The sequence below is a fragment of the Chitinophaga barathri genome (genome assembly GCF_003807585.1).
Lineage (GTDB): Bacteria > Bacteroidota > Bacteroidia > Chitinophagales > Chitinophagaceae > Chitinophaga > Chitinophaga barathri.
In genome coordinates this window covers 311,422-333,841 of the sequence record NZ_RMBX01000004.1, presented here as the reverse complement: position 1 = coordinate 333,841, position 22,420 = coordinate 311,422, and the positions used below count along the sequence as shown (strand labels likewise).

The following is a 22,420-nucleotide window of genomic DNA, read 5'->3' as shown; positions in this document are numbered from 1 at the left end:
TTTATTTCTTGTTTCGGTCCGTTTTCTCCACCAGGTTCGACTGTTGCAGGTCTTTGAGGATATTGTCCAGGATGCCGTTCACAAACTGCCCGCTTTGCGGCGTGCTGTAGGCTTTAGCCAGGTCTATATACTCATTGATGGTCACTTTGGTGGGGATGGTGGGGAAATACAGGAATTCGCAGACCCCCATTTCCATCAGGAGCATATCCACGGCCGCGATGCGCTCAGGGTCCCAGTTCTGGAGCTTCGGTTTGATCAGCTCCATGCAGTAATCCTTTTTGTTGATCACGGTGGTGAGCAGGTCCTTGGCGTACTCCAGCTTTTCACGGCTGATAAGCTGCAGGAAGTTGAACAGCTGGGGTTTTGACAGGTAATTGCCCATCAGGATGCCCATCATATCCTCATCATCGCCCCAGTGCAGGAAGGTATCTTCCATATGCTGGCGGAAAAGCTCGTTCTTTTCCAGGATGTTTTTATAGATATATTCGATGATATGTTTCTCGGAAGCCTTTTCCCTGGAGGGTTCGGCGATATAGGTCTTATATACTTCCGTTTCCGCCAGCTGGTTGTACAGCTTTCGGGTGAGGTCCATATCTTCGTACTTGCGAAGCTTCCATGTCTCGAGATTCACCTGGAACCCTTTGTCTCCCAGTACCTGGAACACAAAGTCGTTGCCCGCCACTTTGGTATTCACCGCAAGATCCTGTGCGCTGGGCAGGTGCTTGTTGGCCCTGGCCTGCGCGTCGGTCTCCGCATACTGGGCCACGCGGGCCAGTGTGTAGAGTATATAGGTGAATATCTGGCAGGTCTGGTCCAGCTTCTCATTGAGCAAACTTGTAGCAGTGCCTGGTTTCACCGTCTCCTGCTCCATGGTATCCATGGCATACAGCGTTTGCATTACTTTTACCCGGATGTTTCTTCTACTGATCATTGTACGCTTAGGAAAATGGCCGCAAATCTACTGTTTTACAAGGACTTTATAAAAAATACTTCCCGGGGCGGGCGATCCGGCCGGCTTTAAACTGCCACGGAAGGGCGCCTGACAGGTAAAAAATGAAAAAATGTCATTTCTTGACAGTCCCGTTTCTAATTGTGTATCTTTGCTTCCTGAAAATTTGGCTCGTTCCCGCACGTTAAACGGCCAAACAGGCCGGTTGGCATAATCTTCGTTAAAGGAAAAACCGTCAAATACAGTTATTCAAACACTCATCTTTTTAAAAATAGAATCACAATGGCTAAAAATTTAAGTATTAAACCTCTGGCAGACAGGGTGATCGTAAAACCCGCAGCAGCTGAAGAAAAAACCGCAGGCGGCATCATCATCCCCGATACCGCTAAAGAAAAACCGCAGCGTGGTACGGTAGTAGCAGCCGGCCCCGGTAAAAAAGATGAACCCGTAAGTGTGAAAGTGGGCGATACCGTGCTGTATGGCAAATACTCCGGTACCGAAATCAGCCTGGAAGGCGACGATTACCTGATCATGCGCGAATCAGACATTCTCGCGGTTATCTAATCCACTACCATCCTGAATCATTTTTAAAACACGACCAAAGAAAATAGTACAACTATGGCAAAACAGATATTTTTTAATACAGACGCCCGCAACAAAATGAAAAAAGGCGTTGACACCCTGGCTAACGCTGTAAAAGTGACCCTGGGCCCCAAAGGCCGTAACGTGGTGATCGAGAAGAAATTCGGCGCTCCCAGCGTGACCAAAGACGGTGTAACCGTAGCGAAAGAAATAGAACTGGAAGACCCCATCGAGAACATGGGCGCCCAGATGGTAAAAGAAGTGGCTTCCAAAACTGCTGACATTGCAGGCGACGGTACCACCACCGCTACCGTTCTGGCCCAGTCCATCATCGGCGAAGGCCTGAAAAACGTAGCCGCAGGCGCCAACCCCATGGACCTGAAGCGCGGTATCGACAAAGCTGTAAAAGTGGTTGTTGAAAACCTGAAAAGCCAGTCCGAAAAAGTAGGCAACGACAATAAAAAGATCGAACAGGTAGCCGCTATCTCCGCAAACAACGACGCAGAGATCGGTAAACTGATCGCCGAAGCGATGCAGAAAGTGACCAAAGACGGCGTTATCACCGTTGAAGAAGCAAAAGGCACTGAAACTACCGTAGAAGTAGTGGAAGGTATGCAGTTTGACCGTGGTTACCTCTCCCCTTACTTCATTACCAACAGCGAAAAAATGCAGGCTGAACTGCAGAATCCTTACATCCTGATCTACGACAAGAAGGTTAGCACCATGAAGGACATCCTGCACATCCTGGAAAAAGTAGCCCAGCAGGGCGCTCCCCTGGTGATCATCTCCGAAGACCTCGAAGGTGAAGCACTGGCTACCCTGGTGGTAAATAAACTGCGCGGCACCCTGAAAGTAGCTGCTGTTAAAGCTCCCGGCTTTGGCGACAGAAGGAAGGAAATGCTGCAGGACATTGCTACCCTCACCGCAGGTGTGGTAATCTCCGAAGAGCAGGGTTACAAACTGGAAAACGCCGACCTGACTTACCTCGGCCGCGCTGAATCCGTAACCATCGACAAAGACAACACGACCGTTGTAGGCGGTAAAGGTGATAAAGCTGCCATCCAGGGCCGTATCAACCAGATCAAGTCACAGATCGAAGTAACCACTTCCGATTATGACCGCGAGAAACTGCAGGAACGCCTCGCCAAACTGAGCGGCGGTGTAGCTGTACTGTACGTTGGCGCTGCCACTGAAGTGGAAATGAAAGAAAAGAAAGACCGTGTGGACGACGCCCTGCACGCTACCCGCGCTGCCGTTGAAGAAGGTATCATCGCCGGTGGTGGTGTTGCGTTCATCCGCGCCATCGAATCCCTGGACAAACTGAAAGGTGACAACGAAGACGAGCAGACCGGTATCGCGATCGTAAAACGCGCTATCGAAGAGCCCCTGCGCCAGATCACCGAAAACTCCGGTATCGAAGGTTCCATCGTAGTACAGAAAGTGAAAGAAGGCAAAGGTGACTTCGGTTTCAATGCCCGCACTGAAGTATACGAAAACCTGCTCTCCGCCGGTGTAATCGATCCTACCAAAGTAGCCCGCATTGCCCTGGAAAACGCCGCATCCATCGCTGGTATGCTGCTGACCACTGAATGCGTGATCGCTGATAAACCCGAGCCTAAATCCGCTGCCCCCTCTATGCCAGGTGGTCACGGTATGGGTATGGATTATTAATCCTTCCGGGAATAAAAATTCCAAGTCCCGCCCCTGGTATTCCACGGGCGGGATTTTTTCTTTGTAACTTTCCTCCCTTCCCGGCCGTTTAACGGGTGTATTTTTGAAAAAACACTAAATTCAGGCATGTTATACCGGCGAATTCTGACATTATTCATACTTGCGGTACAAATTGCGCTCCTGGCCTCCTGTTCGAAAGGTGACGATGTAAGCCTGGACGCCGCACTCGAGGAAGTGTATAAAGACACCGAGCAGATCAGGGATTACCTGAAAGACAGCCGCCAGGACTCCGGCGTCCTGTACCATCCCAGCGGCGTGGTCTATAAAATACTGGACAAGGGTAATGAAAAAGACACGATCAAGTTCAACCAGGTGCCGGTAGTGACCTTTACCCGCCGCATCCTGGGCAACCCCAGGATCGTGGAACAAAGCCTGCTGCCCACCTCTTTTGACAACCGGCAGCTTAAAAACCATATCGCCGGCTGGCAGATAGGCCTGCCGCTGATCACCAAAGGCGGGCGCATTTTACTGTATATTCCTTCACGGCTTGCTTTCGGCCAGGTAGGCGTGCCCGGCACCATCCCGCCCAATGCCATTCTTGAATGCGACGTAAGCCTTATCGATATTAAATAACCGGAACAATATATGAAGAGAAACATTTTAGGCCTTGTGAGCCTCCTGGCGGTCGTTCTGATCTTTGCCTGCAACAAAAAAGATGACGACCAGCCCCCGTATGACTATGACAAACAGGCTGCGATAGACGAGCAGTCCATCAAGGACTACATTGCCGCGAACAACCTCACCGGTTACGTGCGCGATACCACCGGCGTATATTTTAAAGTACTTACGAACGGCCAGGGCGGGGATACCATCAAACTGACAGACCGTTTTAACATCGATTATAAAGGTTTCCTGCTAAACGGCACGCGCTTCGACTCCGCTGTAGGCCAGACCTTTGGCGACATGCGCCTGGGCCAGCCCGGTCTTATCGCGGGTTTTAAGGTAGGCCCGATGAAAACCACCAAAGGCGGCACCGTGCGTTACTTCATTCCTTCCGTGCTGGGCTACCAGTACCAGGATAAAGGAACCATCCCCCCGAACTCCGTGCTGATCTTCGAAGTAAAGCTGAATAACTATTATTACTAGTTCAGACTGAATTTTTTATAAAAATGCCTGTTGTTCACCGCAACAGGCATTTTATATTTCCGGGAAAATGTACTACATTTAAAAAGACCGAGATCAACCAAATCGCTGTAATTATTCCCGCTTTCTGCATGCACAATGAAACGAGATACCGCACCCCATGCAAGGACCCGGTGGAACTGCAATTTATGCAGATATTCCGCCAGCATGAAGGCAGGCTGTATGCCCTGGCCCTCAGGCTCACCAAGTCCGAAACTTACGCCCAGGATGTGATCCAGGACGTATTTATCAAGCTATGGGAGCACAGGGCCGAATTTGGCCAGATCCGTAATATGGATGCCTGGCTGTACCGCCTCACCGAAAACAGGGTGATAGATTTCCTGCGCAAAGCCGCCGCGGATGAGCGCCTGCGCCAGACCATCTGGGAATCCATGCCGCCAAACGCGCAGGCCACCGCCAGTATGGTGGAAGCCCGGGAATATCATCACATCCTGCAAAAGGCGATAGACCGCCTGCCGCCTCAAAGGAAGCTCATTTATTGCCTCAACCGGGAGGAGGGGCTCAACTATCAGGAAATAGCCGAAGAGCTGAAAATCTCCCGTCATACCGTCAAAAACCAGCTATCCACCGCCCTCCAGGCCATCCGGAGTTTTGTGGCCAAAACGGCCGGGCCGCTTTCTTTTATTTTCCCTTTCCTTTTCTGATCCACCAGGCTGAACCCTCCCGCTTTTATAAATTCCACTTTATCACCAGGTTACAGGTTTCCCCCTTCCTTTCGAAAAAATCTTCACTTTTTTTTTAAACCCGATAGGAACATTTTCCCGCTGCTCCGTCTTCCGGATATATACACCAATACAACCAACCGCGATGGAAGAACGGATACAATATTTATTCAAAAGATACCGGGACAACACCTGTACCCGGCAGGAGTACGAAGAGTTCTTCGAACTCCTGCGCCAGAGCGCCCACGACGGGGCGGTGCGCGAGCTGATCCGCCAGGCTTACCAGGCGGAGGCCGCCAACGTTCCCGCGGATGCCTACGTGGACGAAAACGGCCAGCTGGTGGTACCCTACCGGCGCAACCGGGCCATTCTCCGGAAAGCGCTGGCCATGGCCGCCTTTTTTGTGGCAGCCGCAGGCGCCGCCCTTTGGCTCATGCCGGCGCAAAAACCGGTGCAGCCCTCGCATATGGCCCGCCAGCATACCGCCCGCAGCGAATACAAACACATCCTGCTGCCGGACAGTTCCGAAGTATGGCTGAACGCAGCCAGCACACTGGAATTCCCGGAAAAGTTCGGAGAAGATAAAAGAGAGGTATACCTCACCGGCGAAGCCTACTTCGACGTGGAGCACGCCGAGCAGAAACCCTTCATCATCCACACCGGGAAAGTATCCACCACGGTGCTGGGCACGGCTTTTAACATCAAGGCCTATCCCGGGCGGAAAAATGTGGTGGTGAGCGTAAGCCAGGGCAAAGTGCGCGTGAATTACGGGGAAAACGCCCCTGCCACCCTCACCAAAGGCCAGCAGCTGAAAGTGGACATCACCAACTTCGCGCATACCGGCAAAAAAACACTGGTGGCCGAAGCGGCGCCCTGGAAGCAGGGAGACCTTCAATATGACGGGGAAACGCTGGCGGACATCATCGCGGACCTCGAAAGAGTGTACGACGTAAAAGTGATGATATTGCAGGAAGGACTGAAGTCCGTGCCGGTAAGTACTTCGTTTAAGCGGAACATTGGCGTAGAACAGGCGCTGCAGGTACTGTGCAAACTTACAGACACCCGGCTGTCACTGACAGAAGGGGTATATACGATACATTAACCAAAATCTAGAGATCATGAACCATCCGTGCACTCCTGCATCCGGCTGATTGTTACAAAAAAGCAGAGAGCCGCTCCAATTGCGACCTGGCAGCGGCTCCTGTTTGCAGTAGAATAATCCCTTTTCGTGAATTATTAAACTTACCAAAGCTATGAATTTGTATGTAGAAAAAAGCAATTTCATTGCGCCGCTATGCAATGAAAAACAGCGGCCGGTGCCCATCTTCCGGCGGCTCCAATTCAAAAGGTGTATTATGAGGATTTCTATTCTGGCCATATTGCTCACAATCAACGGCTTATTGATGGCCGCTTCCGGCAGCGGGCAGGACCTGAACAAGATCACAGTGTCTATTGAGCTGAAAAATGCTTCGCTCAAACAGGCATTCAAAAAGATCGAAGCGCTGGCCGACTGCTCTTTTACTTACAGAACCCAGGACGTTGCAGGTTACAACAATATCACTTATCACGCGACAGACATCCCCGTCAGCCGCCTGCTTGAGGAGCTGTTGCGCACTACAGACCTCCGCTACGAGCAGGTGAACGCCAATATCGTCATCAAAAAAGGAGCGGCCCCCTTACTGGCCAACGCGGCCAGCAGGAGCGTGCCGGCACCTTTTGATGGCGGTATCAGGGGCGTGGTACGCGATGCGTCCGGTGCGCCGCTGGCCTATGCCACCGTGCAGATCGTAGGCACCACCAAAGGTGCCGTGGCAGACGATCAGGGCCGTTTTTCCATCACCGGCGTAGAGCCCGGCACCTACAAGCTCCAGGCCACCGCCATGGGGTACAAAGCCATTATCTCCGAAGTGACCGTGGTGAATAACCAGACCGCCACCGCCGAGTTCAGCCTCGAGGACGGTGACACCAACCTTTCCGAAGTAGTCGTGACCGCACTCGGCATCACCCGCAACCAGCGCGCCCTCGGCTATGCCACACAAGGCGTGAAAGGAGAAAACCTCACCTATGCCAAAGACCAGAACGTACTGGGCGCACTGGCCGGCAAAGTGGCCGGCGTGCAGGTGGTAGGCTCTTCCGGCGCCAGCATGGGCGGTACCCAGAAGATCAAGATACGCGGCGTAAACTCCATTTCAGGAGGAGACCAGCCGCTGATCGTGGTGGACGGCACACCCATCTCCAACTCAAATTTCGCCGGCAGCGACCGCGCGGATTATGGCAACCTTGCACAGGACATCAACCCCGAAGATATAGAGGACATCAGCGTACTGAAAGGCCCCACCGCCTCCGCCCTTTATGGCCTCCGCGGCCAGTACGGCGTGATCATGATCACCACCAAAAAAGGAAAACGCGGCGCCAAAAAAGTGAACGTACAGCTGAACAGCGCCTTCTCCATAGAAAAAGCGGCCAACTTCCTGGAACTGCAAAACCTTTACGGCGCAGGCTCCAAACAGACCTGGAACACCCTCGCCAACGGCCAGAAAGTAGTACAGACAGACTGGGACGAAAGCTGGGGGCCTAAAATGGACGGCACGCCCGTACGCCAGGTGTACAGCTTCTATCCCCTCGACGCCGAATACGGCAAGGAAACGCCTTTCCTGCCCCACCCCAGCAACATCGAGGACTTTTATGAAACAGGCACCACGTTCAACAACGGCATCAATGTAACCGGCGGCAGCGAAAACGCGACCTTCCGCCTCAGTTACAACAACACCAATATCAACGGCGTGGAGCCGAACAGCTGGCTGAAAAGGAACAACCTGGGCGTTAGCGCCTCACTGGACCTTACCAGCAAACTCCAGGTGTCCACCAATATCAACTACGCGAACAACAATGCCCAGCGCCCCTCACAGGGCTCCGAGTGGGGCTCCCGTTATATCGTGCAATGGTTCCAGCGAAACATGGATATGAAACGTATGCGGAACTACAAATACGCGGACGGTACAAACCTTCACTGGAACATCACCCCTCCCACCACCGGCGGCAGCGGCATCGTGACGGACTTTGAACCGCTTTACTGGGACAATCCCTATTTCGACGCATACGAAAACACCAGCAACGACAGCCGTGATCGTTTCTTCGGCGATGTGGGCCTCACCTACAACGTACTGCCCGGCCTCAAACTGAGCGGATTTGTACGCGCGGATATGTATACACAGAACATCGAGACCAGGATCGCCTTCGGCAGCAGAAGAGTACCCGCCTACTCCAACGATAAATACCAGAACAAAGAGATGAACTACGAGTTCCTCGCGCAGTACAACAAAACGGTGAACGACTTTTCCTTCAACGTAAACCTGGGTGGGAACATCTACAGCCGCAAATACACTTATATCACGGGAGCCACCGCCGGCGGCCTTTCCAGCCCCGGTTATTACAGCCTCGCCGCTTCGATAGACCGGCCCGTTGTGAACTCCTACCTGCTGGAGAAAAAGATCCGCAGCGCATACGGCATGGCTTCCGTAGGATATAAGAACCTGCTGTTCCTCGAAGCATCTTTGCGTAACGACAATACCTCCACGCTCAACGAAAACAACAACTCTTATTATTACCCTTCCGTGTCCACCAGCTTTATTTTCAGCGATGTGCTGAAATGGAAACCGCTCACCTACGGCAAACTGCGCCTCAGCTACGCACAGGCCGGCTCGGACGTAAGCGTGTTCGCCACTTCGCTGAACTACGGCGTGGGCGGCATTTACAGACCGGCTACCGGCGCGGCGGTGAACTCGCTCTATGTGCTGGACAACCTCGTGAACCAGAACCTTAAACCGTCCTTCGCACATTCCTACGAAGCCGGTGTGGACCTCAAGTTCCTGGACAACAGGCTCGGACTGGACTTCACTTATTACCTCCAGAAAAATAAAAACCAGATCATCCCCCTCGCGCTTTCCGGCACCAGTGGCTACAGCGGCACCATCATCAACGCGGGGCTGATCGAGAACAAAGGATTTGAAATAGCGCTATCGGCCACTCCCGTACGCGGAAAGATATTCACCTGGAACACCATTTTCAACATCAGCATGAACAAAAGCATGGTGAAGGAACTGGCGCCCAACCAGAGCGTTTACCCGCTGTACTCCTCCACCTATTCCGGCGTGACGGCTTATCTCAACGCATATGTGGGCAAACCTTTCGGCAGCCTCATCGGCAAGGCATACCAGCGCGATTCCGCTACCGGGAACATCCTGCTGGGCACGAACAATATGCCGCTGTACACAGAAGCCACCCACAACTTCGGCTCCGTACTGCCCGATGCCACCGGCGGATGGCAAAACAGCTTTACCATCGGCAACTTCGACCTGAGTGCGATGATCGACTACCAGGTGGGCGGTATGTTCTTCAGCCGATCCAGGATGCTGGCCGTTAAAACCGGTATGGCGGAAGAAACCGCGGCCATCAACGAAAACGGTAAAAACGTACGTGACCCGCTGGCGGAAGGCGGCGGCGTGAAAGTAACCGGCATGAGCGCCTCCACCAAACAGATGGTGACCGCCTACGTGGACGCCCGTGCCTATTACCGCACCGTACTGGGCACACATGTATACGAAGAATGGCTGTACGAAAGCGATTATATCAAACTGAGGGAACTGAGGCTGGGATATACTTTCAATAAGGCGAAACTGGCTAAGCTTCCTTTCAGCAGCATCAATGTGGCGCTGATAGCGCGTAACCCGTGGATGATATGGCAGAAAGCACCGAAGGGCCTTGACCCGACAGAACTTTCAAGCGGCAGCCAGAGCATCAGCTGGCTTGAATCAGGCCAGGCCAACACGGTACGTTCTTACGGAGTAAACCTTATCGTCAATTTCTAAAGCCACACACCATGAAAAGAATAATTGTTCTAGCAGGAATCACTTTCATCCTGGGGGCTTGCAACAAATTTGGCGACATCAATGTCGATACAAACCTGCCCAGCCAGGCTTCCAACACGCAGCTGATCGCCAATTCGGAGCTGTACCTGCCCGTATTGCAGGAATCTCCGCAGGGCGAATACAACGCGCAGTATCTGTCGGAAACACAGTATCCTAACCTTTCATTATACAACCAGGTATCAGCCAGTTTCTACGGTATTTACCAGGGGCCGCTTATGAACCTCGAAACAGTGATCACCTCCAAACAGCTGGACGCCAAAGAAGGCCCCATACCCAACCAGCTGGCGGTAGCGAAGATCCTGAAGGCTTATTATTTCTGGCATATTACAGACCGCTGGGGCGATGTCCCTTATTCAGAATCGCTCAAAGGCGCGGAGAAATTCACGCCCGTATACGATTCCCAGGAATCCATCTACAATGCCCTCTTCTCCATGCTGGACGAAGCGGACAAATCCATCGTGGCCGGCAGTATCAGCAACGATGTGCTGTACAACGGCAACATGGACCACTGGAAAAAACTGGGCAATACCATCCGCCTGCTGATGGCGCTGCGCATCTCCAAAGCCAATGCCACCAAAGGCCGCGACGAATTCAACAAAGCGATCGCAGCCGGCATTATGACCAGCAATACCAGCAACCTCGTGTTCAAACACCTGGCGGAAGCGGCGAACGAAAGTTACTGGTACGACCAGATCACGGATCAGAACCGCAAATGGTGGGCGCTCAGCGAACTGCTGGTGAACAAAATGAAACCGGTAAACGATCCCCGCCTTCCCATATACGGAGATAAAAACACCGGCGGCCAATACGTGGGCCTTCCGTTCGGCGCGCTGGACGGCCTCAGCACCACGGCATTCAGCCTGCTGGGCGCGGAACAGCGCAAACAGGATGCTTCGGTATACCTCGTAACCTATGCACAAGCCCTTTTCGCACAGGCCGAAGCCGCCAAGCTCGGCTGGATAGGCGGTGGAGACGCCGCCGCGGAAGGGTTCTACAAACAGGCTATTGAACAATCCCTGCGCCAGTGGAATAAAAACGATACCACCGGTTATGGTGTAATGATGGCTTCCCCCGGTATGGCCTACAGCGCCGCCACCGGGTACGAGCAGATCGGCAATCAACGCTGGATCCACCTCTTCATGCACGGCTTCGAAGCCTGGGCCGAATGGAGAAGAACGGGTTTCCCCACCTTCGTGAAACCACAAGGCAGGGACGTGCCTAACCGCCAGGGCTATCCGCCGGACGAGGTGTTCAACAACGCCACCAATTACACGGACGCCGTTAGCCGCCAGTTCGGCGGTGCGGGAGACGGCCTCTACGGAAAAGTGTGGTGGAATAAGTAAGTCTTTCTCTATCTGTCAACATAATGCGCGTTACTGCTTGCGGTAGCGCGTATTTTTTTTGCGCGGAACAGAAGTGGACCCAAATCCCTTAACTTTGGAGATTAAACCTGTTTATTGTGCCACACGAGTGTATCTCAGTATTTGATATTTTCAAGATAAGCGTAGGACCCAGCAGCTCACATACATTAGGCCCCTGGCGCGCCGCCATGCGTTTTATCAGTGAGTTGGAAGAAGCGGGCACGCTCCCTTCTGTACAGCGCCTCGGTATATTGCTGTACGGCTCCCTTGCCAAAACAGGTCATGGCCACGGTACGGATATAGCCATTCAGCTGGGCCTCGGCGGCGAAGACCCCGTTACCTGCGATGTGAACGATATAGACGCGAAGATCGAAAAGATACGCCGCGAACAGAAGCTCCTGCTGCAAGGCAAATACGGGATCCATTTCGATCCGCTCACAGACATCGAATTCCTCTACGATGAATCCCTCCCCTTCCACCCGAACGCCCTCACTTTCCTGGTAACGCTGCAAAACGGCGAACAGCTGGCATCCACCTGGTATTCCATCGGTGGCGGTTTTGTGATAAAGGAAGGAGAAACCGCAGGCGGCGGGAAAAACAGCGTGGACCTGCCTTTTCCCATCGATACGGCAAGACAGCTGCTGCAATGGTGCATCAAAACCGGTTATTCCATCTCCGAAGTGGTGATGGAAAACGAACAGGCCTGGCGCAGCGAGGCGGACACCAAAGCCGGCATTATGCAGATCTGGCAGGTGATGCGCGACTGCATTTACCGCGGCTGCCATACCACGGGTGAGCTGCCCGGCGGGTTGAAAGTAGGCCGGAGGGCCGCGGCGCTCAACACCAAACTTTTAAAAGGAAGAACCTACACCGACTATAACAGCTGGGTGGAAGCCATCCGCGCGGGCGGGGAACATTTCTCCTACACGCTGGACTGGGTAAGCTGTTTCGCCCTTGCCGTAAACGAAGAGAACGCTTCTTTCGGCAGGGTGGTGACCGCCCCCACAAACGGCGCCGCGGGCGTGATACCCGCCGTATTGCAGTATTTCATCACCTTCTGCGATGGCCTGCATACCGAAAAGATCATCCAGTTTATGCTTACCGCCTCTGAAGTGGGCAGCATCTTCAAAAAACGCGCGACCATTTCGGCCGCCATGGGCGGATGCCAGGCGGAAATAGGCGTGTCTTCGGCCATGGCAGCCGCGGCCCTTACGGAATGTATGGGCGGCAGCCAGCGCCAGGTGCTGATGGCGGCGGAAATAGCCATGGAGCACCACCTCGGCCTCACCTGCGACCCTATCGGCGGCCTCGTGCAGGTGCCCTGCATCGAAAGGAACACCATGGGCGCGATCAAAGCCATCACCGCTTCGCAGCTCGCCCTCCAGAGCAACCCGGAACTGGCCAAAGTATCGCTGGACGCCGTGGTGAAAACCATGTGGGAAACCGCGCAGGACATGAATTCCAAGTACAAGGAAACCTCTGACGGGGGCCTGGCGGTGAATATCCCGATCAGTTTGCCCGAATGTTAACATTTTTCCCGCCATCAACAGCCATTTAAACTGCCCGCCGGGGAGGAGAAATCCGCGCCCGGGAGGATAAAAATGGCCCATACTGGTACTGGATTAACCTATAGCCTGGTCGAACGATAGAGCAACGATCGTCGAAGGAAGGAGCAAGGAGAGAGCAAGGAGAAGAATGGTGAAAATAGTATCACAAGGCCTGGCATATTTTAAATCCGCAGGTTTTAACTTACAAATAATAAAAACCTGTTATATTTGTGATTCTAAAACACACCCGATTATGCCATCCAGTCAGGAACTTTTATTTATTGTAATTATTGCAGGTGCGGTAGTGCTCGTTATCTGGACGCTGAAAGACACCTTGAAAAAAGGCGAAAAGAAAGAAAAAGAAGAAAGGGAAAAAGGGTTGAAATCCGCTTCAGGTAAAACCGAAGGCGGCCAGGGTGATGTGGTGCTGCCTTTGCAGCTGCAGGCATACGAAAGGATCGTGCTGTTCGTAGAGCGTATTGCCCCGCAGAACCTGATCAGCCGGGTGAACCAGCCGGGGTTTTCCGTACTGGATATGCAGATCGGCATGGTGTCCAGCATCAAATCCGAATACGATCATAATGTTTCGCAGCAGATATATGTAACGGCGCAGGCCTGGGAAGCGGTGAAAACGGTGAAGGAACAAACGATCTCCATCATCAACCAGATTGCCCTGAAACTGCCGCCGGATGCGCCTTCCATTGAGCTGAACAAACAGATACTGGAACTATTCATGCTGCAGCCGGAATCCCCTTCGGATATTGCGATAGAGATCATCAACGCCGAAGCAAGAAAACTGATGCAACGGTAAAACGATATCAACTATAAAAGAAAAAGAGACCAGGCGGTCTCTTTTTCTTTTATAGATTTTTTTCCCTGATCATTTCGTTCAGCAGGTAAGTTTTCCCATTGAACCGTATGTACAACGGCGGGCTGGCATACCAGGGCTTGTCTTTTTCTATGGAATGCACCTGTATATGCAGGTGCGGTTCGGTGCTGAAGCCGGAATTGCCCACGCAGCCCAGCGGCTGGCCCATCTTCACGATATCCCCTTCTTTTACCATTATGCTGCCCCGTTTCAGGTGGCCCATGAACACGATGTAGTCCTCGCCTTCTATCACCACCATGTTTGTATTCTTCGGTCCGCGGTTCATATTAGGCGGAATATTGTCGGGATTGTCGCCGTATGCCCGCACTACTTTGCCCGCGCAGGGGCTGTAGATCGTATCGCCGAAAATGGCGTAATCTTCCAGGTTGCGGGAAAAAACGGTATTGGCGCGGTTGCCGTATTTGTTCAGCTTCACGATGTCCATGGCGTAGATCGCGCCGCGCAGGCTGAAGTGAAAGATATTGGTGGGCAGTCCCTTCCCGCCCTGTAAAACGAAATAACGGCCCTTTTTAAGCGGAAAATCGAGCTCAACCGTCCTGGGCACCCCGGTGGTGCCGGTGAAGTATAAAACGCTCGCAATGCCCAGCAAAATGGTAAAAATAAACTTCATCCAGATAGGACGGGCGCGAAGGGTCACCTTTCGCCGGATAAAGAACCAGGCGGTGCTGAGGAGGAACAGGATACCGAACACGTACTTCAGGTATACACTAAGGAATACCCACATACCGTAGAGGTAAATGAACAAAGCCAGGAAAGCGGCGAACACTGCGGTGAACACCAGGTCTGCAAGGGGTTTCCGGGAAGCCCGGTACATCAACCATATACTTAGCGCCGCCAATCCGATCGTAAGCGCCAACAACAAATACGTAAACATAGCCGAGCAACAAAATTTACCGCAATTTATCGTTTTTAAAGTAACATTGTAAATATGGAAAAGAAGATCAGGACGGATTCAGGGATCGAGATACGGCCCTTGTATGCCACTCCCCTGCCGATGAATGAAATGCCGGGCGAATTTCCCTTTACCAGGGGCATCCACGCCTCCATGTACCGGGACAAACTGTGGACCATGCGGCAATACGCGGGTTTCAGCACCGCGGAAGAATCCAACAAACGTTACCATTACCTGCTCGGCCAGGGCGTAAGCGGCCTCAGCGTGGCCTTTGACCTGCCCACGCAGATCGGTTACGATTCCGATCATGCCATGGCGGAAGGCGAAGTGGGCAAAGTAGGCGTAGCCATTGATTCGCTGGAAGATATGGAGATCCTGTTTGCCGGCATCGAGCTGGAAAAAGTATCCACTTCCATGACCATCAACGCCACCGCGTTTATCCTGCTGGCGCTCTACATCGCCCTTGCCAAAAAACAGGGCGCGGACCTGCAGAAGATCTCCGGCACTATCCAGAACGACATTCTCAAAGAATACGCCGCGCGCGGTACTTTTATTTATCCCCCGCAGCCTTCCATGCGGCTCATCACCGACATTTTTGACTATTGCAGCCGTGAAGTGCCCAAATGGAACACGATCTCCATCAGCGGCTACCATATCCGCGAAGCAGGCGCAAACGCGGTACAGGAGCTGGCTTTCACCCTATCCAACGGCAAGGCCTATCTGAAGGCGGCGCAGGCAGTGGGACTGGATATCAATGTGTTCGCCAAAAGGCTGAGCTTTTTCTTCAACGCGCACAACCACCTTTTTGAAGAAGTGGCGAAGTTCCGCGCGGCGCGCAACATGTGGGCGCACATTACCAAAGAACTGGGTGCCACGGACCCGAAAGCGCAGATGCTGCGGTTTCACACCCAGACCGGCGGCAGCACGCTCACCGCGCAGCAGCCGCACAACAACATCGTGCGGGTAGCCGTGCAGACGCTTGCCGCCACACTCGGCGGTACGCAAAGCCTGCATACAAACGGGTATGACGAGGCCATCTCCCTGCCAACGGAAGCGGCTGCACGCATTGCGCTACGCACCCAGCAGATCATCGGCTACGAAAGCGGCATTGCCGATACCGTGGACCCACTGGCCGGCTCTTATTACGTGGAATCGCTCACCAAAGAAGTGGAAACCCGTGCCTGGGAACTGATTAGCAAGATAGACGCCATGGGCGGCTCCGTGAGCGCGATAGAACAGGGTTTCATCCAGGACGAGATCGCCCAGAGCGCATACCAGTACCAGCAGGAGATCGAAAACGGGGAAAAGATCATCGTGGGCGTCAATAAATTCACCGTCAAAGAAGAGCCGGACACGGATGTGTTCAGGATAGACGACAGTATCCGGAAAGTGCAGTCGGAAAAACTGGAAAACCTCCGCGGCCGCCGGGATAACAAAAAGGTAACATCCCTGCTGGAGGCCATCGCGGCCCGCGCGCAGACTCCGGAGAACCTGATGCCCCTGGTGGTGGAAGCGGTGGAAAACTACTGTACCCTCGGCGAGATCGCGGACAGCCTGCGGAATGTGTGGGGGGAGTACAGGGGGATTTAATTTACTTATCTTGCAGCCAGCTTTATCATAACCATGAGTAGTATCCATTACCAGCAATGCCCTGTTTGCGGATCAGGAAAGATCGGAAAATCACTTACCGCCAGGGACTATACCGTATCGAAAGAAACCTTCGACATCTGGGAATGCGCAGCCTGTACCGGCCGCTTCACACAGGACGTTCCCCCGCAGCATGAAATAGGGCGGTATTACAAATCCGAAGAATACATTTCACATACCGAAACCCACGAGGGGCTGATCAACCGCATGTATCACAGCGTGCGCAAGATCACCATGCGTTCCAAACAGAACTGGGTAAAAACCGCCGCGGGCGTAAAACAGGGCCGCCTGCTGGACATCGGCAGCGGCACCGGCGCGTTTCTCCACCACATGAAACTGCTCGGCTGGGACGTTACCGGCCTTGAGCCCGATGCGGACGCACGCGAAAACGCACGCAACCTTTACAAACTGGACACACAAAGCGTGGAAGAGCTTTTCTCCCTCGCCCCCGCCCAGTTCGACTGCATCACCATGTGGCATGTGCTGGAGCATGTACACGACCTGCACAAATACCTCGCGCAGATCCGCACCCTGCTGAAACCCGGCGGCGCGCTGCTGATCGCCGTGCCCAACTACACCTCCACCGATGCCCGCATCTATGGAGCGGAATGGGCCGCATACGATGTGCCGCGCCATCTCTACCATTTCTCTCCCCGCTCCATGGACATCCTGCTGCAACGCCATGAATTGAAGATCGTGCAGAAACATCCCATGGTGTTCGACGCCTTCTACGTGAGCCTGCTCAGCGAAAAAAACAGCAAAGGCGGCAGCGGTATGGCAGCCGGCGGCTGGAACGGCCTGCGCTCCTACTGGAAAGCATGGCGGCATGTAGATAAATGCAGCTCCATCGTGTACGAGATAAAAGCATATTAACCGGTATGGACAAAAGCACCCTTCATCACTACGCGCAATACGCGCTCGGCCTTGCCCGGATCAGCGACGATGACGCTGACATCCCGGAAGCGCTGACCCATTACGGCCTGAAGCCGTATGAGATTGAAGAAGTGCTGAAATATATCGCCGTGGAATATGCGGAAGTGAAATATGAACAGGCGAAGACCTATTTCCGTTACGCCGCCCTCGTATTTGGCGTACTGCTGCCGGTAAACCTCATCCTTTTCTGGCTGATCGTTCACCGCCCGCTGGAGAAAGGCGGTTTCTGGCGGAATGTATCCAGCCACCTTACCATCCCTGTTGAATTTACGCTGACCATCGGCATCCTTTTAGCGGCTATCATCAATTTTGTGATCTGCCGCAAAAAACTCGCAACCATCAAACAATCGTATCTGCCATGACGGAAGAACGGCTTCATGAATATGCACTGTACGCGGTGCCTGATGAAATAAGATGATTTCCTACGCGAACTGGTAAAGTATCTGTTCGGTAATAAAAAAGCCGGTCAATGCTGACCGGCTTTTTTATTACGCTGCTTTTTTTAGCGGCGTTACTTTTGGTTTAGCCTTTTTCGGATGTACCAGTTTCAGTTCTTCAATAAGGTTTTTTGCACCGGCGAACTTATCCACGATAAACAATACATACCGTATATCCACCATGATGTTCCGGCAGATGGCGGGATCATAATTGATATCACTCATGGTGCCTTCCCAGGTACGGTCAAAGTTGAGACCGATGAGGTTGCCGTAAGCATCCAGCGCGGGGCTGCCGGAGTTGCCGCCGGTAGTGTGGTTGCTGGCAATAAAACATACCGGCATTTTGCCGTTGGCGCCGTATTGGCCGTAATCCTTTTGAGCGTAGAGTTCACGTAATTTTTCAGGCACGTCAAACTCGTAATCGCCTGGTTTATATTTTTCCATCACACCGTCCAGCGTTGTCGCGAAGTCATATTTTACCGCATCGCGTGGCGCGTAGCCGTTCACTTTCCCGTAGGTGATACGCAGGGTGCTGTTCGCGTCAGGGTAAAAACGTTTGTCTTTCATCACTTCCATCTGCGCGGCCATATAGCGGCGTTGCAGGCGGTTGATCTCCGGCTGAAGCTCGTCGTAAGGTTTGTTGACAAAGTCGATATAACCGTTGCGCAGGCCTATCATCAGGCGGGTAGCGGGGTCTTTCCATACATCGGCGGACACGGTTTTGAAAGACCTGTTGAGGAATGCGGCCAGCTTGTCGTATGACGTAAAGGCTGACTGGCTGTACATTTTATTGGCAGTGGTCTTACCGTCCTTGTTCGTTTCCATCCATATCTGGTATGCTTCTCCTCCGATCTTATTCGACGGCACTTCTTTGAAATAGATATCCAGCAGGGCGGTGGCCACTTCGCGGTCCACATCGTTGTTATAGTTCCCGTATTGCGGTTTTACTTTGGCGAGAAAGGCCTGTTTGAGCGTTTCATATTGCTCCTCTCCTTTCAGCCGTGTTTCCTGCAGCAAGGTGATGGCGCTGTTCGCAAAACCCAGCATCTCCGCGTTGCGGATCAGTTCGGTGTAGTAGTCGCGGGCGATGGCATAAGGCGCCTGTGTTTTGTAAAGATTGTTCAGCGAATCCAGCAGCCCGCTGTAGGTGCCCTGGTATTCCGCGTTGTTTTTTACGAGTTGCTGAAAACGCGCTTCGTAATCCAGTTTGCGCCGGATACCACCTGTCTGGCGTACACCCTGCATCTCCCCGATCCATTTTTTCCAGGAATTGGCCGTGGAAGCTTGTTTGGCCGCATATTGTATTTTGATTTGCTCGTCTTTGCGCATAAACCCGTCTATCACTTTCAGCGCGGCGTCGCGCATGCTTACGCGGGCGGGGTCCTGGCCATCCACGGTGAGTTTTACCGCTTCGGAAGGCAGGTACTCGTTGGTACGGCCGGGAAAACCGAACACCATCGTAAAATCGTTTGCGTCGATGCCGTCCAGCGAGATGGGCAGGAAATGTTTGGGCTGAAGGGGCACATTGTCCGCGGAGTATTCCGCGGGGCGGTTGTCTTTGCCGGCATATACCCGGAAAATGGAGAAGTCGCCGGTGTGGCGGGGCCATACCCAGTTGTCCGTATCCGCGCCGAACTTCCCGATGGAAGAAGGTGGGGCGCCTACGAGGCGTACGTCTTTATATGTTTCGGTAACGAACAGGAAATACTGGTTGCCTTCAAAAAAAGGTTTGATAAGGGTTTCCTGCCAGGCTTCCTTTTTCGCGGTTTCTTTGATCCTGTTCAGGTTTTTGTCTATCGCGCTCTGGCGCTGGCTTTCGGTAAGATTGCCGGCCACGCCTTCCAGTGCCTGCTTCGTCACATCTTCGATGCGCACGATAAAGGTGGCGGTAAGGCCGGCGTTAGGTAGTTCTTCCTGCATGCTGCGGGCCCAGAAGCCTTTGTCCAGGTAATTATTCTGAACGGAGGAGTGTTTCTGAATGGCGTCGTAGCCGCAATGGTGGTTGGTGAGCAGCAGTCCTTTGGAGGAAATGATCTCCCCGGTGCAGAAGCCGCCAAAACTTACAATGGCGTCTTTCAGGCTGCCTTTGTTCACATTGTAGATATCGGCCGCGGTGATCTTCAGGCCCATGCCCTTCATTTCCTTTTCATTCAGCCTGCCGAGCAGCTGCGGCAGCCACATGCCTTCCGTGGCAAAAGCGGAAAGACGGGCCAGGGATAATACTGCAATCAGCGAGTACATAGCGATTTTTTGCCTCATAAGATGGGTTTGGTGAATCAAAGCGGCAATTTACAGATAACCGGAGGATTAACAAGCCGGTTTTGCGGGGAAAACAAAGGTGGAATGGAGTTCTCCAATATGATTGTATTACAGGCCCGTATGTTACAAAAACAAAGGCCGCACCAAACGGTACGGCCTTCGCGGTATTTTGTCAATCGTTTGATTTACAGGTGAATTGCTTCGCCGTAAGCCACTTCGATCGCATCTTTCACTGACTCGCTCATGGTCGGGTGCGGGTGGATGGAGTTGAGCACTTCCATATAGGTGGTTTCGAGGGTACGGGCGGTAACGGTCTGCTCAATGGCTTCTGTTACGTTCATTCCGATCATGTGGGTACCCAGCCATTCGCCGTATTTGGCATCGAAGATCACTTTTACGAAACCTTCGGTTGCGCCCGCGCCCACAGCCTTGCCGGATGCGGTGAACGGGAATTTGCCCACTTTCACTTCGTAACCGGCTTCTTTGGCCTGTTTCTCGGTGTAGCCTACCGAAGCGATCTCGGGAGAGCAGAAAGTACAGCCCGGAACATTGTTATAGTCGATCGGGTGGGGTTTGTGGTCGTATTTCTTTTCGTTGTAAGCGATCTGCTCCACGCAAACGATACCTTCTTTCGAAGCTGCGTGCGCCAGGGCCGGGCCCGGAACCATGTCGCCGATGGCATATACGCCGGGGACGTTGGTGGAATAGTACGGGTCAACAAGAACCTTGCCTTTATCGGTCTTCACGCCCAGTGTTTCGAGGCCCAGGCCTTCGATGTTGGCGGAAATGCCCACAGCGCTCAGTACTACGTCAGCTTCCAGTGTTACTTCGCCGGTGGCGGTCTTCACTTTGGCTTTTACGCCGTTCTTGGTGCCTTCCACCGCTTCCACGCTGGCGTTGGTCATTATCTCGATACCTTTTTTCTTATAGATCTTTTCCAGCTCTTTGGAGATATCCTCGTCTTCCACCGGCACGATGCGCGGCATGAATTCAACGATGGTCACTTTGGTGCCCAGGGCTGCGTAGAAGTAAGCAAATTCAACGCCGATAGCGCCGGAACCTACTACGATCATGCTTTTAGGCTGGGTAGGCAGGTTCATCGCCTGGCGGTAACCAATCACGTTCTTACCGTCGATCTTCAGGTTCGGCAGTTCACGTGCACGAGCGCCTGTGGCGAGAATGATGTGTTTGGCGTCCTGAACGGATACTTTACCGTCTTTATCGGTGATCTCCACCTGGCCTTTGGCTTTCAGTTTGGCTGTGCCCATGATCACGTCGATCTTGTTCTTCTTCATGAGGAACTGAACGCCTTTGCTCATTTTATCGGCCGCGCCACGGCTGCGTTTGATAACGGCGGGAAAATCCACCGCGGAACCTTCCACGGTTACGCCGTAATCCTTGGAATGGTTGATGTATTCAACTACCTGTGCGGATTTTAATAATGCCTTGGTCGGGATACAACCCCAGTTCAAACAGATACCGCCCAAACTCTCCTTTTCTACTATTGCTGTTTTAAATCCCAGTTGAGAAGCCCGGATAGCCGCCACGTATCCACCGGGGCCGCTACCAATTACGATTACGTCGTATGCCATATTGCTTGATTTTTAGAATAAAACTTGGCAAATGTAGCAAAAAAAAGTAAAGTTCTGCTAGTTACGGCAGACAGATGACATTGGGCGGAGACTCGCGTCCGTAAATGAAAACGGCCCCCAGTACGGGAGCCGTTGACTATTATGCTGAAAAGGTTTAACTACCGGAGGTCTACCACTTCCACACCAGGGTATTTTTTGGCGTCGAAGGTGAACAGATCGTCTTTTACAGCACCGTTGGGCGTAAAATTGGTGATCTCGTAGGTATACCTGTTGCCGTTTTTCTCAAATACCTTCATACGGGCCAGGGTCTGGTTCTTTTTGTCCACGTCCACCAGCACTTTGAAGAAGTTTTTGGATTTATCGGTCGGCGTCAGTTCTATATTCTGCAATACCTTGCCTTTTTCGGTGGTTTCACCGTTCAGGCGGTACAGGAAGTCGTTGTCGTAGAAGTTGGTGAAGATCTTGGCGGGCGTCATGCTGCTGTTGCTCTGGTCCACGTTGCTGATCGTCACTTCGTTCACGTCTTTGGCGTAGGTCCAGGACGTTTTGTTGTCGCTGATGATCTCCTGCCCGTCCATGATCACCTTGTATTTAGGTCCTTTTACATAAACGGAGCCTTTTTTGGTGTCGTTCACGCTGTTATTGGCGCCTTCCACCTTGAGTATGAAATTGGCAATAACAGTTTTGAGGGATTTGAACCTTTTGCTCACGCCGTCCAGCACCACTTTGGCCTTCGGGTCGTTTTTACCGAGCGACTGGGCTGGGGCCTGGGCGCTGGCGCCTATTACCATCCCGCACATGATCAAACCCGTTAATACCGTTTTCTTCATCATCATAAATTTAAATGTTGTAGTTGTAGGGAATTAGA

18 protein-coding genes are annotated in these 22,420 nt (G+C 52.7%); 13 read left to right on the top strand and 5 right to left on the bottom strand.

The genetic code is table 11. The annotated features are described in order from the left end of the window. Window position 1: 1 nt before the first annotated feature. Window positions 2-931, bottom strand: a complete 930-nt coding sequence (nusB, locus tag EG028_RS09640; RefSeq protein ID WP_120516113.1) for a transcription antitermination factor NusB — start codon at window positions 929-931, stop codon at window positions 2-4. A 300-nt stretch (window positions 932-1,231) separates the two neighbouring features. Here nusB and EG028_RS09635 point away from each other — a divergent pair, with 300 nt between their 5' ends. The 10 genes from EG028_RS09635 to EG028_RS09590 all read left to right on the top strand — a co-directional run bounded on the left by EG028_RS09635 (window position 1,232) and on the right by EG028_RS09590 (window position 13,714). Then, entirely contained in the window at window positions 1,232-1,513 is a 282-nt protein-coding gene (locus tag EG028_RS09635) for a co-chaperone GroES (RefSeq protein ID WP_120516114.1), read from the top strand. A gap of 54 nt (window positions 1,514-1,567) precedes the next feature. Then, a complete protein-coding gene (groL, locus tag EG028_RS09630) occupies window positions 1,568-3,202 on the top strand; it encodes a chaperonin GroEL (protein ID WP_120516115.1) in 1,635 nt (544 codons plus the stop codon). 126 nt (window positions 3,203-3,328) lie between these two features. Then, window positions 3,329-3,835, top strand: coding sequence for an FKBP-type peptidyl-prolyl cis-trans isomerase (locus tag EG028_RS09625; RefSeq protein ID WP_120516116.1), 507 nt, complete (start codon window positions 3,329-3,331; stop codon window positions 3,833-3,835). Window positions 3,836-3,847: 12 nt separating this feature from the next. Continuing rightward, entirely contained in the window at window positions 3,848-4,348 is a 501-nt protein-coding gene (locus tag EG028_RS09620) for an FKBP-type peptidyl-prolyl cis-trans isomerase (RefSeq protein WP_120516117.1), read from the top strand. A 128-nt stretch (window positions 4,349-4,476) separates the two neighbouring features. Further along, window positions 4,477-5,049: an RNA polymerase sigma factor gene (locus EG028_RS09615; RefSeq protein ID WP_162946394.1), complete on the top strand. Its 573-nt coding sequence runs from the start codon at window positions 4,477-4,479 to the stop codon at window positions 5,047-5,049. A 163-nt stretch (window positions 5,050-5,212) separates the two neighbouring features. Further along, on the top strand, window positions 5,213-6,169 hold the full coding sequence (locus EG028_RS09610; protein WP_120516119.1) for a FecR family protein: 957 nt from the start codon (window positions 5,213-5,215) through the stop codon (window positions 6,167-6,169). Window positions 6,170-6,422: 253 nt separating this feature from the next. Further along, on the top strand, window positions 6,423-9,935 hold the full coding sequence (locus EG028_RS09605; RefSeq protein WP_206614416.1) for a SusC/RagA family TonB-linked outer membrane protein: 3,513 nt from the start codon (window positions 6,423-6,425) through the stop codon (window positions 9,933-9,935). Between the two features lie 11 nt (window positions 9,936-9,946). Next, window positions 9,947-11,338, top strand: coding sequence for a SusD/RagB family nutrient-binding outer membrane lipoprotein (locus EG028_RS09600; RefSeq protein WP_120516120.1), 1,392 nt, complete (start codon window positions 9,947-9,949; stop codon window positions 11,336-11,338). Window positions 11,339-11,454: 116 nt separating this feature from the next. Continuing rightward, the gene (locus EG028_RS09595) at window positions 11,455-12,885 is read left to right on the top strand and encodes an L-serine ammonia-lyase (protein WP_120516121.1); all 1,431 of its coding nucleotides are present in this window, start codon (window positions 11,455-11,457) and stop codon (window positions 12,883-12,885) included. Window positions 12,886-13,156: 271 nt separating this feature from the next. Next, complete coding sequence (locus tag EG028_RS09590) at window positions 13,157-13,714, top strand: DUF7935 family protein (RefSeq protein WP_120516122.1); 558 nt, start codon at window positions 13,157-13,159, stop codon at window positions 13,712-13,714. Window positions 13,715-13,763: 49 nt separating this feature from the next. On the opposite strand, the gene EG028_RS09585 is transcribed toward EG028_RS09590, so the two are convergent. After that, the gene (locus EG028_RS09585) at window positions 13,764-14,666 is read right to left on the bottom strand and encodes a M23 family metallopeptidase (RefSeq protein WP_120516123.1); all 903 of its coding nucleotides are present in this window, start codon (window positions 14,664-14,666) and stop codon (window positions 13,764-13,766) included. Window positions 14,667-14,720: 54 nt separating this feature from the next. Here EG028_RS09585 and EG028_RS09580 point away from each other — a divergent pair, with 54 nt between their 5' ends. The 3 genes from EG028_RS09580 to EG028_RS09570 are packed head-to-tail and all read left to right on the top strand — an operon-like array spanning window position 14,721 to window position 17,626. Next, window positions 14,721-16,274: an acyl-CoA mutase large subunit family protein gene (locus EG028_RS09580; RefSeq protein WP_120516124.1), complete on the top strand. Its 1,554-nt coding sequence runs from the start codon at window positions 14,721-14,723 to the stop codon at window positions 16,272-16,274. Between the two features lie 33 nt (window positions 16,275-16,307). Further along, window positions 16,308-17,204, top strand: coding sequence for a class I SAM-dependent methyltransferase (locus tag EG028_RS09575; protein WP_120516125.1), 897 nt, complete (start codon window positions 16,308-16,310; stop codon window positions 17,202-17,204). Between the two features lie 5 nt (window positions 17,205-17,209). Further along, entirely contained in the window at window positions 17,210-17,626 is a 417-nt protein-coding gene (locus EG028_RS09570) for a hypothetical protein (protein WP_120516126.1), read from the top strand. A 126-nt stretch (window positions 17,627-17,752) separates the two neighbouring features. On the opposite strand, the gene EG028_RS09565 is transcribed toward EG028_RS09570, so the two are convergent. The 3 genes from EG028_RS09565 to EG028_RS09555 all read right to left on the bottom strand — a co-directional run bounded on the left by EG028_RS09565 (window position 17,753) and on the right by EG028_RS09555 (window position 22,388). Then, window positions 17,753-19,960, bottom strand: a complete 2,208-nt coding sequence (locus EG028_RS09565; protein WP_120516127.1) for a S46 family peptidase — start codon at window positions 19,958-19,960, stop codon at window positions 17,753-17,755. Window positions 19,961-20,145: 185 nt separating this feature from the next. Then, the gene (gene lpdA, locus EG028_RS09560) at window positions 20,146-21,552 is read right to left on the bottom strand and encodes a dihydrolipoyl dehydrogenase (RefSeq protein ID WP_120516128.1); all 1,407 of its coding nucleotides are present in this window, start codon (window positions 21,550-21,552) and stop codon (window positions 20,146-20,148) included. A 158-nt stretch (window positions 21,553-21,710) separates the two neighbouring features. Then, entirely contained in the window at window positions 21,711-22,388 is a 678-nt protein-coding gene (locus EG028_RS09555; RefSeq protein WP_120516129.1) for a LolA family protein, read from the bottom strand. Between the last annotated feature and the right edge of the window lie 32 nt (window positions 22,389-22,420).

What these genes read in the sequence shown, in the direction of transcription:
- EG028_RS09555 (WP_120516129.1), bottom strand. Translation starts at nt 22,388, where the DNA reads ATGATGATGAAGAAAACGGTATTAACGGGTTTGATCATGTGCGGGATG.
- nusB (WP_120516113.1), bottom strand. Translation starts at nt 931, where the DNA reads ATGATCAGTAGAAGAAACATCCGGGTAAAAGTAATGCAAACGCTGTAT.
- EG028_RS09580 (WP_120516124.1), top strand. Translation starts at nt 14,721, where the DNA reads ATGGAAAAGAAGATCAGGACGGATTCAGGGATCGAGATACGGCCCTTG.
- EG028_RS09615 (WP_162946394.1), top strand. Translation starts at nt 4,477, where the DNA reads ATGCACAATGAAACGAGATACCGCACCCCATGCAAGGACCCGGTGGAA.
- EG028_RS09570 (WP_120516126.1), top strand. Translation starts at nt 17,210, where the DNA reads ATGGACAAAAGCACCCTTCATCACTACGCGCAATACGCGCTCGGCCTT.
- EG028_RS09635 (WP_120516114.1), top strand. Translation starts at nt 1,232, where the DNA reads ATGGCTAAAAATTTAAGTATTAAACCTCTGGCAGACAGGGTGATCGTA.
- EG028_RS09585 (WP_120516123.1), bottom strand. Translation starts at nt 14,666, where the DNA reads ATGTTTACGTATTTGTTGTTGGCGCTTACGATCGGATTGGCGGCGCTA.
- EG028_RS09590 (WP_120516122.1), top strand. Translation starts at nt 13,157, where the DNA reads ATGCCATCCAGTCAGGAACTTTTATTTATTGTAATTATTGCAGGTGCG.
- lpdA (WP_120516128.1), bottom strand. Translation starts at nt 21,552, where the DNA reads ATGGCATACGACGTAATCGTAATTGGTAGCGGCCCCGGTGGATACGTG.
- EG028_RS09625 (WP_120516116.1), top strand. Translation starts at nt 3,329, where the DNA reads ATGTTATACCGGCGAATTCTGACATTATTCATACTTGCGGTACAAATT.
- EG028_RS09575 (WP_120516125.1), top strand. Translation starts at nt 16,308, where the DNA reads ATGAGTAGTATCCATTACCAGCAATGCCCTGTTTGCGGATCAGGAAAG.
- EG028_RS09610 (WP_120516119.1), top strand. Translation starts at nt 5,213, where the DNA reads ATGGAAGAACGGATACAATATTTATTCAAAAGATACCGGGACAACACC.
- EG028_RS09565 (WP_120516127.1), bottom strand. Translation starts at nt 19,960, where the DNA reads ATGAGGCAAAAAATCGCTATGTACTCGCTGATTGCAGTATTATCCCTG.
- groL (WP_120516115.1), top strand. Translation starts at nt 1,568, where the DNA reads ATGGCAAAACAGATATTTTTTAATACAGACGCCCGCAACAAAATGAAA.
- EG028_RS09620 (WP_120516117.1), top strand. Translation starts at nt 3,848, where the DNA reads ATGAAGAGAAACATTTTAGGCCTTGTGAGCCTCCTGGCGGTCGTTCTG.
- EG028_RS09600 (WP_120516120.1), top strand. Translation starts at nt 9,947, where the DNA reads ATGAAAAGAATAATTGTTCTAGCAGGAATCACTTTCATCCTGGGGGCT.
- EG028_RS09605 (WP_206614416.1), top strand. Translation starts at nt 6,423, where the DNA reads ATGAGGATTTCTATTCTGGCCATATTGCTCACAATCAACGGCTTATTG.